We start from the raw sequence: 13,421 nt of genomic DNA, 5'->3' as shown, positions 1-13,421 counted from the left end.
TGTTTAATCTTTAGTGATTCGGTTTATTTCTTCTATGCTGGTAATACCAGCGATGACCTTTTTAAAGCCAGACTCCCTGAGTGTTAAAACGCCCTCTTGTGCAGCTTGTTCTTCAAGTTCAGTTGTTAAACCACCTTTAATGATAAGGTTTTCCATGGCTTCAGAAACAGGCATTACCTGGAAAATGCCAATACGGCCCTTATAGCCGTTAGTGCAATGATCACAGCCTACAGCCTTGTAAGTTGTTAATCCTTCAGCTTCTTCAGGGCTAAAGCCTTCTTTGATTAATAACTCTGTTGGTAAAGTCTCTTCTTTTTTACATTTATCGCATAGTTTTCTTGCTAAACGTTGCGCCATAATTAATAACACAGATGCTGCAATATTGTAGGGTGGAACGCCCATTTGGTTTAAACGGTTTAAGGTTTGTGGGGCATCGTTTGTGTGTAATGTAGATAGAACAAGGTGACCGGTTTGTGCGGCTTTAACAGAAATTTCAGCGGTTTCAAGGTCTCGAATCTCGCCGACCATGATTATATCTGGATCTTGGCGTAAAAAAGCTCGAAGCGCTTCAGCAAAGGTTAAGCCAGTTTTTGGGTTTACGTTGACTTGGTTAATACCCGATACAGTAATTTCAACCGGGTCTTCAGCTGTTGAAATGTTGATGTTTGGGTCGTTTAATAAGTTAAGCGCGGTATAAAGGCTAACGGTCTTACCACTACCGGTAGGTCCTGTCACCAAAATCATACCGTATGGCTTTTTGATAGCGGTTAGAAAAGCTTCCTTTTGAGTTTCGTCAAACCCAAGTTGCTCAATACCGACTTGTGCGCTGGTTGGGTCTAAAATACGCAGCACGATTTTTTCACCATATAGAGTAGGGCAAGTATTAACACGGAAGTCGATGGCCCTTTTTTTCGATAAAGCCATTTTAATACGACCGTCCTGTGGAATACGGCGTTCTGAAATATTCATCCGCGACATCACCTTAATTCGTGATATCAGTTTGTTTGAGATATTAATTGGTGGCGAAGCAATTTCTTTTAAAATACCATCTTGCCGAGTTCGGATTCTAAAACTTTTCTCATACGGTTCAAAATGAATGTCTGATGCACCTTTTTTAATGGCATCCAATAAGATTTTATTAACAAATCGCACAACGGGTGCGTCATCAATTTCACTGTCAAGATCGTCAACCGGTTCTGCATCGGGGTCATCGAAATTGATATTTTCAAGGTCGTCATCCAATAAGTCACTCATGGATGTATCTTCATCATCCATGGCGGTGTCAATAACACGTGCTAACTTATCCTCTTCAACAAGAATGGCTTCGGTGCTCATCCTTGTTTGGAACTTTATTTCATCAAGCGCTTGAAGGTTAGTCGGGTCAGATACGGCAACAAACAGCTTATTGCCACGTTTAAATATCGGTAATGCATGGTGTTTACGAACTAATTTTTCGTCAACAATACCTTTGGGAATAACGTCCTTGCTCAGTGCTGTAATATCAAATAATGGAACGCCAAACTCTTCAGAAGCAGAAAGAGCAATAATTTGACTATCTAAAACTTTTTTCTCTACAAGAAAGCTAACAAAAGGTCTTTTCTTTTTATAAGCCTCCTCAGAATATTTGAGTGCAACGTCTTCAGTAATTAGACCGTCTAAGACCAATCGTCTTGCTAAGCCACCTAAATAAAATTTTTCGCCGGATACAGCCATGTTAAATCGATTAATTTCCTATAGTTAGTACATAATAAACGATACTTTAACTAATATTAGTAGAAAATAAGGTTTAATGCAGTAAATTACAGTGTAATTATAAAAAAACTGGTCACTCTCGGTTTGAGAGTGGCTAATGATTGAATTTCTGAAGGTGTAATATAGTTTCATAAACCGATAGGGCTATGGTCTATATTTGGAAACATTGTGGTTAGGGTTTTAACGTTGAGTGTTTATAGTAGTTCTTTCACACCTACTCATATATTTTTAAAATAAATTATGGAAACACAAGTAAATGCATAGTTATACAAAGGTTAACGGGAGGAAAATTCGAATAGCTATTATTGGTTGTGGTCGAATTTCAAAAAATCACTTAACTGCTATTGAAAAGCATTCTTCTGAGATGGAGTTGGTAGCGTTATGTGATACTAATAGTGAAATACTTGAGCAATACATTTCAATATATAAGGTGTGTGGGTATAGCAAAATGGCTGAGTTATTAGAGGTTGAGCAAGTAGATGTTGTTGCTCTTTGTACACCAAGTGGCCTACATGCAGAACAAGCAAAAATAGCAGCTAAATACGGAGTAAATGTAATAACCGAAAAGCCGATGGCAACGCGTTGGCAAGACGGTGTGAGCATGGTAAAGGCTTGTGATCAGGCAGGCGTATATTTATTTGTTGTAAAACAGAACCGTCGGAACTCTACTTTACAGTTGTTGAAGCGAGCCATTGAAGAAAAACGTTTTGGTAAAATCCATATGGTTCATATCAATGTATTTTGGACAAGGCCACAGTCATATTATGACCAAGCAAAATGGCGTGGTACTTGGGAATTTGATGGAGGCGCCTTTATGAACCAGGCCAGTCATTACGTTGACCTTTTTGATTGGTTAATTGGCCCTATCGATAAGGTTCAAGCCATGATGAGCACAACGCGTGATATTGAAGTAGAAGATACCGGTGTGATGAATGTTCGTTGGCGAAGCGGTGCGTTAGGTTCAATGAGTGTCACTATGCTGACATACCCTAAAAACATGGAAGGTTCCATCACTATATTGGGTGAGAAAGGTAGCGTTCGTATTGGTGGAGTGGCTGTGAATGAGATACAACATTGGGAGTTTGATGAGCCGAAAGAGTATGATCAACAAGTAAAAGCGGCTAATTATGAAACAACCTCTGTGTATGGTTTTGGCCACCCACTGTATTACAAAAATGTGGTTGATGTATTACGGGGCATAGAAGAACCTGAAACAGATGGTAGAGAAGGGCTAAAATCGCTTGAGGTTTTGATAGCTGCTTATCTGTCAGCACGGGATGGAAAAACAATCTCGCTACCCTTGGAGTATTAATACATATATGGATATTACAATACACGAAACAGCTATTATCGATACAGGTGCGCAAATAGGTAAAGGCTCACGCATTTGGCACTGGGTACATGTGTGTGGCGGTGCGAAAATTGGAGAAAATGTATCTCTTGGCCAAAATGTTTTCGTAGGTAATAAAGTGATTATTGGTAATCATTGCAAGGTTCAAAATAATGTTTCTATTTACGATAATGTCACCTTAGAAGCAGGTGTTTTTTGTGGGCCCAGTATGGTATTTACAAACGTATATAACCCCCGTTCGTTGGTTGAAAGGAAGGACGAGTATTTGGATACACTTGTAAAAAAAGGCGCAACTTTAGGTGCTAATTGCACCATAGTATGTGGTGTAACGATTGGACAGTTCGCCTTTGTAGGGGCAGGTTCAGTCATTACCAAAGATATAAAACCTTACGCACTGATGGTAGGCAACCCCGCAAAGCAAATTGGGTGGATGAGCGAATACGGCGAAAGGCTTGAGCTGCCTCTACAAGGTGATGCTAAAGCGACGTGTTCTCATACAAAAACAGAATATGAATTAAAAGCCAGTAGGGTTAGGGTGGTTAAGGTTGTCGAATGAAAATTGACTTTGCAAACCTTCAGTATCAATACCAACGGTATAAAAAAGACATTGATGCGAATATCCAAAAAGTACTTGATAACTCTAATTACATCATGGGTGAAGAGGTGCAACGGCTTGAACGAGAGTTAGAGAAATTCACCCAAGCGCAGCATGCTATCACCTGTTCAAGTGGTACAGATGCTTTATTGTTAGCGCTGATGGCAATAGATATCCAACCTGATGATGAAGTCATAACAACAACATTCAGTTTTATTGCAACAGCTGAAACAATAGCTCTGATGAAAGCCCAACCTGTTTTTGTAGATATAGAGGAAAGCACCTTTAATATTGATGCCAGTAAAATCGAAGCGGCTATTACATCTAAAACAAAAGCGATTATGCCGGTAAGTCTTTATGGGCAACCAGCCGATATGGACGAAATTAATGCCATTGCAAAAAAATATAATTTAAAAGTTATTATTGATGGAGCTCAGTCATTTGGTGCAACCTATAAAGAGCAAGCAGAGGTTCATCATTGCGATGTATATACCACCAGTTTTTTCCCATCTAAACCGCTCGGTTGTTATGGGGATGGTGGAGCAGTGTTTACCAATAATGATGAGTACGCCGAAAAAATAAGAATGTTACGGGTGCATGGACAAAATAAGCGTTACCAGCATAAATATATTGGTTTAGGTGCACGGTTAGATACGCTTCAAGCAGCAGTATTACTAGCCAAGCTGCCATTTTATGCTGAAGAAGTAAAAGCTCGGCAGGCAGTGGCGAAGAAATATAATGCCGGCATAAAAATTGTTGTGGCAACGCCGAGGGTAAAAATAGATCGTACCAGTGTCTGGGCGCAATATACGATACGTACAAAAAAGCGAGAGCAATTGCAATGGGTGCTTAAGGAAAATGGTGTGTCAACACCCGTACACTACCCTTTACCACTGCATTTGCAAGAGTGCTTTAATTATCTTGATGTCAAGAAAGGTGATTTTCCAATATCAGAACAAGTTGCTAAAGAAGTGCTTAGTTTGCCAATGAATGCATTTATGAATAGTGAGGTGGTTGATGTTGTTTCACGTAGGCTTTTGATATCAATAGATGGCTAATTTCTTAGGAGGTAGCATTGTCTGTAATAGCGTCATTTAAGTTAGGCGGCAAAAAAATTGCATTAGAGGGGTATTCTCAAAATGACTGGATATATAAATCTATCATTAAGAAGAAAACATTTTATGAAATTGAACTTCTCAAATATATGAAATTTGCCTTAAGGAAACGGAGTGGCTTTATATTAGATGTTGGAGCGAATATAGGGAATCATTCTGTTTTTTTTGGGTTAATTATGAATAGAAAGGTTGTGTGTTTTGAAGCTAATCCATCCGTTTTTGGGATATTGGAACGGAACTTAAATAAAAACCATGTTATTTATGAAGCGTTTAATTTTGGGCTTGGTGCTGAAGATGCTTCATTTGAAATCAATGAGACACACGAAGGTGCAAAAGACAATATTGGGGCGGTTAAACTATCAAAAGCCTTAGGTGGAGAGATTAGAGTTAAACCGCTGGATAAGGTTTTTAATGAAATAAAGTTTCAAAGGGATGGGCTGGTTGCAATAAAGGTCGATATTGAAGGTATGGAGCCAGCGATGTTAAAGGGAGCGACAGGGGTGTTGAAAAACTACAGACCTGATTTGTTTGTAGAGATTAATGATGATGCAGCTATGAAAAAAATAGAAAGGATTCTATTTCAATTGGATTATAAAAAATTGTACTCTTATGCCGATAGTCCAGTTTGGCACTTTTCACATGCAACGAGCTTATCTAATTTAAGGTGGTTAGAGTTGACATTGTATACATTGGTTATGAAAAGTATTCGAGCTTTCAACCGAATAACCTTGTCTGTTTTTAAAAAGATTTTTTGTAAACAAAAGTGAATGTGCTAATTTTACCCTCTTGGTATCCTTATGATAGTAACGATACTGGTGGTAGTTTTTTTCGAGAGCAAGCACTAGCGTTAAAAGAACAAGGCTGTACGGTAGCTGTACTTACTCAACAGTTAAGACCATTGCGGAATTGGCGGTCAATCTTTCTTGGTAGATATGGTGTTACTTACGAAAATGATCAAGAAGTCTCTACTTTTCGAAAACATGGTATGAAGTGGTTTCCGTGGATGGAGAATTTCCAGGCATGGCAATGCAAAAAAAACTTGTTAGGCGCATTTGAGCGATATATGCAAGCCTATGGGCAGCCCGATATTATTCACGTTCATTCAATGTTATATGCTGGTTGGGCTGCAAAGTCTATTTCTCAAAAATATAATATACCTTATATCATTACTGAACATAGTAGCTTATATGAAAGGGGCTTGATAACCAAAAATCAAAAGAAATTAGCTAAAAAGATTAGTGAATCAGCTAGTAAAAGGTTTGCCGTTAGTAGCTCCTTTGCTAAATTTTTATCAGCTTATTTTAAAGAGAAAGGTGTCGCTTGGGGTGTAATGCCGAACATGGTTACGAGTCCTTTTTTTAATGCCTCGAGTGATAATAGTGACGAAAGCAAACCATTTTCATTTGTCGGTATTGGTTCTTTAACTAAAAGGAAGGGATACGATATTTTGATGAAAGCATTTGCACAAGTTCTTAAGGTTCAACCGGATGTGCGTTTAATAATTGGTGGAGTTGGTAGCGAGCAACCTGAACTACAGTCGCTTGCAAAAAAGTGTGGCATTTCAGACAAGGTGGATTTGCTTGGTGCACTTAGTCGTAAGCAAGTAGTTCAACACATTTTATCTTCAGATGTATTTGTACATAGTAGTTTTTATGAGACCTTTGGAGTGGTACTGATAGAGGCATTGGCTTTGGGTAGACCCGTTATTTCAACAAGGTGTGGTGGCCCTGAAGACATTGTTAGAGAGCAGGATGGAATACTTGTAGATGTCGGCGATGAGGGCAGCTTGGCTGAGGCTATGTTGCATCTGTACGCGCATAGAAAGACATATGATAGGGGAGAGCTGAGAGAGGCTTGTTATGAGCGTTTTAGTGAAAAGGTTGTCATTAATAAGCTGATGCAGGTTTATCGTGAGCTTTTAGAGGAAGAATGCAAGAGGGGATGAGTTGGGAATGAGGGGTCTAGGCTTACGCAACCTATTAGGAAATTCAGCGAGTACATTTTTGCGACAATTACTTGCAGGAGTATTACAGCTTGTAGTTATTGCTATTATTGCTCGCGAATATGGTCCTGAAAGTAATGGTCTCTACACAATGGCCTTGTTATTACCAAGTATGTTGGGGACTTTTTTCAACCTTGGTCTTTCACCTGCAAATATTTACTTTATTGGTGCGGGGAAAGTAGGAGTGAAAACTGCTTGGGTATCAGTAATCAAGTTTTTTTTAATATTATCAATTATGGGGCTTTGTTTTGGTGCAGCAGTCATATGGTGGTTTGCTGGGTCTTGGTTCGATGGAGTTTCACCGTTATTACTGTGGTTTTCCCTTTTGCTTTTCCCGGTAAGTCTTTTCTTGAGTTTTGTTACCAGTATATTTCAAGGTTTACAGGAGTTTAGGATTTTCAACCGAGTTTTATTAATCCAACCGAGTATTACTTTACTAGTAATAGTTTGCCTTCAACTACTGGAGAATGAAGACGTATTATGGTTGCTAGTGGCAAGCTTTATAGGGAGTATTATCGCACTAATCGTGAGTATCCTTCTCCTTAGACCATTTGTAGCAAATTCGACTAGTGCTGAAATACAAAGTGATTATGGGCGCGCGTTATTAAGCTATGGATATAAAGCGCACTTGAGTAATACCTTGGCATTTATTAATTATAAGGCCGATATATTTTTAGTGAATTTCTTTGTTGGACCAGTGGGTGCTGGAATATATGTTATTGCGGTGCAAATCGTAGAGAGATTATGGATGATATCTCAAGCTGTTAGTACTGTTTTGTTGCCTCGATTGTCGGAACTATCTGATGATGAAAAAACCCGAAAGTTATTGACGCCAATTGTGTCAAGGTGGGTGGTTTTTATCACTTTTATTGGTGCAGCCTTAATGGCTGTCTTGGCTTTTCCTTTTGTAATACTCGTTTTTGGGAATGATTATTTAGGATCAATATCTCCGATGTTGGTATTATTACCTGGCGTAGTAGTATTCTCAAGCGCTAGAGTGTTAGCCAACGATTTGGCAGCTAGGGGGAAGCCAGAATTAAACATGTATGCATCAGCTCTTTCTTTGGTTCTTAATATAATTACAAATATTACCTTGATACCTAAATATGGGTTAACGGGGGCGGCAATAGCGACAAGCTTGAGTTACGTTTCTACATATGTATACATAGTATTTATTTACAGTCGGGTTACGAATGTAGCTATAAAGGAAGTAATGTTAGTAAAAGCCTCTGAAATGGTAAGTTTCAGAGCTTTATTTGCTGCAAATTGAATGCTTTTTAGGTACCTCTTTTTCTAAAAGATCAGATGTACCTTTTGGGAAGATTAATATTGAGAGCTATAAAAATTCATAAAAAATTACAGAATGTGAATGATGTGAAAGTTATAACAATCATAGGTGCAAGGCCTCAGTTTATAAAAGCCTCTGTAGTGTCCCGTGTTTTTAAACAGTGTTGCGAAAGCGTTGAAGAAATTCTTGTTCATACCGGTCAACATTACGACGAGAATATGTCGAAGGTATTCTTTGATGAATTAGGTATCTCTAAACCTGATTATAATTTGGGTATTGGTGGTGGCACGCACGGCCAGAACACAGGCCGTATGATAGAGGAAATAGAAGGGCTATTGTTGCTTGAAAAACCTGACTGGGTATTGGTATATGGGGATACCGATAGTACGTTGGCAGGTGCATTGGCGGCGGTTAAGTTGCATATACCTGTAGTACATATAGAAGCTGGGCTACGATCATTTAACCGGCGTATGCCAGAAGAGGTTAACCGAGTTTTAACAGATCATATCGCAACCTTATTGTTTGCCCCAACTGAGCTTGCATTGAAAAATTTATTGAAAGAAGGTATAGAACGCTCCAAGATTCACCTAGTGGGTGATGTAATGTATGACGCCGCCTTATATTTTTATAAAAAGGCTGAGCAGAAAAGTAAAATTTTAGAGACATTGAAGCTAAGTTCAAAAGAATATGTTTTGGCTACAGTACACCGCCAAGAAAACACGGATGATAAGCACCGACTGTCATCTATTATTAATGGTTTGTCGCAATCTTCAGTGCCTGTTATTTTGCCCTTACACCCCAGAACAAAAAAACAATTAAACTTATTTGGTATTAATATTGGAACGCCTATTAAGGTGGTTGAGCCAGTGGGTTATTTGGATATGATAATGCTGGAAAAGAACGCTAGAGCAATAGCAACCGATAGTGGAGGAGTCCAAAAGGAAGCTTATTTTTATCAAGTGCCTTGTGTAACTTTAAGAGAAGAAACCGAATGGGTTGAGTTGGTTGAACAGGGGGTTAACCTTTTAGTTGGTTATGATGAAAATGCCATTGCAAAATCAATAACAGCTAGTTTTTCTCATAGATGGATGGAAGGTATGTATGGTGATGGGGAAGCTGCGTACAAGATTGTAAATGAAATTCAATATACTCAATTATGAATGTTTTTACGCATTCGTGATGTTGAATAAGGAACTTTAGTCATGTTTGTAACGCTGTTTGCTACGCATTACGAAAATAAACTAATGATTGCGTCTCGTCGCTGGCGATCACTGGTTTTTGCTCTTCGTAAAGAAGGTGTTGCTATCTGTGTTGTAACCCCTGGTGGAGAAGATGTTGAATATACAGGTGACTGTGGTGAAACAGTCTTGGTTTTTAAATCAAAGCGAGTAAAAAAAAATACAGATATTGGTTTAAAAAAAACGGCTGGTAAGCGGGTTATTCACACACCTTTTCCATATTTAGATGTGTCTGTTGTAAATTGGTATTGTGCTGTTCGCAATAGTAGAGTGGCATTTCATTGCTCAAGATCAGATGTTTTGATTAGTACATACGGCCCAGCGGGAGCTATGTTAGCGGGGTTATGGCTATCACGTAAATTTAAACGGCCTTGGGTTTTAGACTTGAGAGATAGTTTCCAGTTGCCGGCCTTGTTTACTTTTAAGCCTTTATTGAAGCTTAATAGCCGAATTGAAAAATTAATTGTTGGTCAGGCTGCGTTGCTTGTAACTATTGGGCAAGTACTTGCTGATTACTTAAGCGACAAGTATCAGAATAAGTTTGAGTATGTTTATAATGGCTGGCTTGATACTGATGCTCTTAAATTTCAGCAAGAGCCAGTATTGAAACCATACTTCTTATATGCTGGTTCAGTTTATGAGCACCGGTTAAATGCGTTAAAGTTATTTTTGGATGCTTTAAAAGCTGAAAAAAATACTGTTTTGCGTATTAGGTTAGTAAGTGATTATTCCGGGCGACTGGATGCATGGTTATTGGAGAATGGTTTTGATAGTCTTGTAGAGGTTTTTCCGCCGGTTTCAAATAATGAACTTGAAAATGAAATGAGCCTATCGGTTGGGGTGTTGATTTTAGAAGAGCTAGAACCCAACAACTGGCAGAAAGGGACGGTAACAGGAAAGTTATTTCCATTATTAGTTTCAGGCGTGCCAGGCATTGTTATTTCTCACCCAGAAGTTGAAGTTTCTCAGTTAGCATCCAAGGCAAATGGTTGGTTTTGTGGGCACGATAAAAAAAGTACTAAGCAAGCTGTTTTATCGGTATTGGAATGTGAGAGAAGTGATTTAGATAATAATAAAAACGTATTTAAAGAATATAGCTACATGTTTCAAGCCAAAAAATTATTGAAACTTTGTAGAGGTGTTATTAATGAACATAATTGATATTGTTATACCTGTTTATAACGACGACTCTCTTTTAGCACAAACAGTTAATTCTTTAGAATCTCAACTTTTACCTACAGGTTGGTCTTTTCATGTTCATGTTGTTGATGACGGCTCAGAACATGAAATTTTTCTTAAAGATATGAACATATCAAGCGATGACATAACGCTTCATAGACATCCTGTAAATAAAGGGCGCGGGGCAGCCTGTAATACAGGTGTTTGTATGGGAAATGGTGATTTAGTATATATTTTGGATTCAGACTGCGTATTACAGAATAACCATGTGCTTTTATCTCATATTGAGATATTAAGTGAGGCTAATGTGTCGGTTAGTTGTGGGAATATTTATGTGGATTCTGTATCTTTTTGGGGTAAATATCAGAATGAGGTGGCGTTAAGACGAGAAGAGTTATTTAAATGCGGTGATTTAGCCGCTTTTACAACGGCTAACTGTATGATGACCCGAAAGTGTTTTATAGAGGTGGGGGGGGTTTGATGAGGAGTTTACTCAATATGGGTTTGAGGATAGGGATTTGTTGCTTAGGTTAATTAGCAAGCAATTTGAAATACGTTATTGTAAGCATTGTTCGGTTGAGCATAAATGTGACCTTACATTGAACTCGGTGGTTGCTAAGTTGTATAAAGGCGGCATGTACTCTTCAGCTCTTTTCATTAAGAAGCACCCATTAGCGTATGAAAAAATGCATTTTGTGAAAGCAGATGTAAGGTATTCAAAAGGCGGTTTGCAAGTATTGGTTTTATTGACAAAGCGAATCGTTTGGCCAGTGGTAAAGATGTTCGACTGGATTTTAGTAAAAGGAATTTTACCTTATTGGTTCGCTAAAAATGTAGTTAAATACATTTCCGGTTTAGTGTACTTACATGGAACAAGTGAGGCTGAGGTTAGCTCTTATATTGAGTGAGTGAGTTGGTTATTATACTGGTCGGTGAATTTTTTAATAAATGACTTTTAAATGTAAGATGTGATTTGGGTTGTACATTCGCAAGAAAGCTTTTTGTTCTTACAGAAGAATATTCGGATAAGACTACATTTTTCCCCAAACCCTCAGGGCGCTCCGTGGCCTTTCGCATTAAAAGAGTAGGTATTTTTAGATAAGTAAGTTCTTCTTGGTTACTTCCGCCATCTGTAATTACAAATGTACTTTGTGCTAACAGCGCCGTAAACTCGATATATCCACACCTTTCTTTTAGGGTGATGTTTTTATTTGATTGCAACGATGATAAAAGCCCTGTTTTAGTTAAACGTTTTTGCGTTACGGGGTGCATAACAAAAATAATAGGGGAAATTTTTGCTGCATCATGGACGGTATCTATAATAAATTGAATGCGTTTTTGGTTATATATATTTTCAAAACGGTGAATTGAGACAACCGCATATCTTTTTAATGCTGAGCCTTCTTTTTTTATTTGTGTAATAGCGATGTTAAGCGAGTCTATTAAGGTGTTTTGTTGAGTATTTATAAGTTCGAGGTGCTTGTGTTTTTTGAGGTTATTAACAGCCCAGTCACCAGGGCAGTATGCTTTATTTGATAAAGAGAACGTTATTAACCGATTTATTTCTTCTGGAAAAGGGTTCCATATATTGAAAGAGCGAAGCCCTGACTCAACGTGGCCAACGGATGCACCACTGATTTTTCCCAGTAGAGCGCCAATAACTGTTGAAAAGGTATCACCATGAACTAATACAATGTCTTTACTTTTGCTCGCATTAGGAATGAGTTTTTTGGCTCTAAATACTGTTGAGTAAAGAAGCTGGACTAACCATTTCAAACTACTTAAAACCGTTTTCGCTTCTGTTTTTTTTGTTAAGTATATCCAGGGGGTTTGTAGGGAAAAATCGTCGCGTAGCTCATCCATGCTTATCATGTGTTGGCCTGTATGAATTACGCTTAGTGGCCAGCCTTTTTTTTCAATACTGGCTATGACAGGAGCCATTTTGATTAATTGGGCTCGAGTTCCAATAATGCAGTAAATCATATCTAGTTATTGGAGCCTTTTGCTTTCAGAGTTTCTATAATGTAACGATGATATTTGCTCAGACAATATTCCCATTAAAAAAATAAATACAGATGCGACGTACAAAAATAAACTGCCATTGCTGAATGCGCCCGAAGATAGATAGCTGTCAATATGATTGATGACCCCGCATAGGAAACAAAAAGCACTAGTGGGTAAAAATAAACGCATGGGTGAGAAAAGTGCGCCAATTTTTAAGATAATAATAAAGAAACGTAAGCCATCTTTTAGTAGCTTTATTTTGCTTTTGCCTTCACGCTTTCCTGCCTTAATAGGAATATAGGCGACCGGTAAGGCTGAACGGAAGAATGCCATGGTCGAGGTGGTGGGGTAGGAGAAGCCATTAGGTAAAAGGTATAAAAACTTTCTGAAATGGTTTGCTCGAACCGCTCTAAAGCCCGACGTGAGGTCTTCTATTTTATGGCCGGTCATAAAAGAAGCCAGTTTATTAAAGACGGCATTACCTAACAGCCTTTTGGTTGACGCATGAGAGCCTGATTGCCGAGCACCAATAACCATGTCATATCCTTCGGCCAATTTAGATAGTAACCGTTGGATATCATCTGGGTTATGTTGTCCATCAGCATCCATAAAAACAATAATGTCTCCGGAGGCATTTCGTGCGCCCGTTTTAATGGAGGCGCCGTTTCCTAATGAGTGAGGGTGAGAAATAACTTTGATACCGTGTTGTTCGCAAATAGATTTAGAAAGGTCGGTTGAGCCATCATCAATAACTAAAATTTCAGCAGTTGGTTGTGCTGATTTTAGTTGGGGTAGCAAGGCTTCAAGGTTTTCTGCCTCATTTAAACAGGGCATTACAATGCTGAGAGTAGGTGTGTTTTTTACCATGTTTAAACCGTTAAAATTAATTGTAAGTTT

12 protein-coding genes and 1 pseudogene are annotated in these 13,421 nt (G+C 38.4%); 10 read left to right on the top strand and 3 right to left on the bottom strand.

Translation table 11 applies throughout. From position 1 onward, the window contains the following. Window positions 1–3: 3 nt before the first annotated feature. Complete coding sequence (pilB, locus tag CPC19_RS11165; RefSeq protein ID WP_016390929.1) at window positions 4–1,713, bottom strand: type IV-A pilus assembly ATPase PilB; 1,710 nt, start codon at window positions 1,711–1,713, stop codon at window positions 4–6. A 295-nt stretch (window positions 1,714–2,008) separates the two neighbouring features. Here pilB and CPC19_RS11160 point away from each other — a divergent pair, with 295 nt between their 5' ends. The 10 genes and pseudogenes from CPC19_RS11160 to CPC19_RS11115 form a co-directional block, all read left to right on the top strand. Next, a complete protein-coding gene (locus CPC19_RS11160) occupies window positions 2,009–3,064 on the top strand; it encodes a Gfo/Idh/MocA family protein (RefSeq protein ID WP_016390928.1) in 1,056 nt (351 codons plus the stop codon). Window positions 3,065–3,071: 7 nt separating this feature from the next. Next, window positions 3,072–3,659 carry an acyltransferase gene (locus CPC19_RS11155; RefSeq protein ID WP_016390927.1) on the top strand — a complete coding sequence of 196 codons (588 nt, stop codon included), beginning with the start codon at window positions 3,072–3,074 and terminating at the stop codon, window positions 3,657–3,659. Continuing rightward, window positions 3,656–4,756 carry a DegT/DnrJ/EryC1/StrS aminotransferase family protein gene (locus CPC19_RS11150; protein ID WP_016390926.1) on the top strand — a complete coding sequence of 367 codons (1,101 nt, stop codon included), beginning with the start codon at window positions 3,656–3,658 and terminating at the stop codon, window positions 4,754–4,756. Before CPC19_RS11155 ends, CPC19_RS11150 begins: the two co-directional genes overlap by 4 nt. A gap of 17 nt (window positions 4,757–4,773) precedes the next feature. Then, window positions 4,774–5,580 (top strand): FkbM family methyltransferase, encoded by an 807-nt coding sequence (locus tag CPC19_RS11145; RefSeq protein WP_016390925.1) that lies wholly within the window; start codon window positions 4,774–4,776, stop codon window positions 5,578–5,580. Further along, window positions 5,577–6,758, top strand: a complete 1,182-nt coding sequence (locus tag CPC19_RS11140) for a glycosyltransferase (RefSeq protein WP_016390924.1) — start codon at window positions 5,577–5,579, stop codon at window positions 6,756–6,758. Before CPC19_RS11145 ends, CPC19_RS11140 begins: the two co-directional genes overlap by 4 nt. A gap of 58 nt (window positions 6,759–6,816) precedes the next feature. After that, window positions 6,817–8,085 carry a flippase gene (locus CPC19_RS11135; RefSeq protein WP_162789646.1) on the top strand — a complete coding sequence of 423 codons (1,269 nt, stop codon included), beginning with the start codon at window positions 6,817–6,819 and terminating at the stop codon, window positions 8,083–8,085. A gap of 104 nt (window positions 8,086–8,189) precedes the next feature. After that, the gene (wecB, locus tag CPC19_RS11130; protein ID WP_035851121.1) at window positions 8,190–9,263 is read left to right on the top strand and encodes a non-hydrolyzing UDP-N-acetylglucosamine 2-epimerase; all 1,074 of its coding nucleotides are present in this window, start codon (window positions 8,190–8,192) and stop codon (window positions 9,261–9,263) included. A 42-nt stretch (window positions 9,264–9,305) separates the two neighbouring features. After that, window positions 9,306–10,502 (top strand): glycosyltransferase, encoded by a 1,197-nt coding sequence (locus tag CPC19_RS11125; RefSeq protein ID WP_016390921.1) that lies wholly within the window; start codon window positions 9,306–9,308, stop codon window positions 10,500–10,502. Further along, the gene (locus tag CPC19_RS11120; RefSeq protein ID WP_096910802.1) at window positions 10,489–11,001 is read left to right on the top strand and encodes a glycosyltransferase family A protein; all 513 of its coding nucleotides are present in this window, start codon (window positions 10,489–10,491) and stop codon (window positions 10,999–11,001) included. The genes CPC19_RS11125 and CPC19_RS11120 overlap by 14 nt, the downstream gene beginning before the upstream one ends. Window positions 11,002–11,035: 34 nt before the next feature. Continuing rightward, a pseudogene (locus CPC19_RS11115) lies at window positions 11,036–11,428 on the top strand (hypothetical protein); the annotation flags it as partial. On the opposite strand, the gene CPC19_RS11110 reads toward CPC19_RS11115, so the two are convergent. Then, a complete protein-coding gene (locus tag CPC19_RS11110) occupies window positions 11,409–12,383 on the bottom strand; it encodes a UDP-N-acetylglucosamine 2-epimerase (protein ID WP_240183339.1) in 975 nt (324 codons plus the stop codon). The pseudogene CPC19_RS11115 and the gene CPC19_RS11110 overlap by 20 nt on opposite strands. Window positions 12,384–12,509: 126 nt before the next feature. After that, on the bottom strand, window positions 12,510–13,391 hold the full coding sequence (locus CPC19_RS11105; protein WP_035851118.1) for a glycosyltransferase family 2 protein: 882 nt from the start codon (window positions 13,389–13,391) through the stop codon (window positions 12,510–12,512). Window positions 13,392–13,421 lie beyond the last annotated feature (30 nt).

This window comes from Cycloclasticus sp. PY97N, from assembly GCF_002443175.1.
GTDB classification, from domain to species: domain Bacteria; phylum Pseudomonadota; class Gammaproteobacteria; order Methylococcales; family Cycloclasticaceae; genus Cycloclasticus; species Cycloclasticus pugetii.
This window is presented reverse-complemented; position numbering and strand designations above follow the sequence as displayed.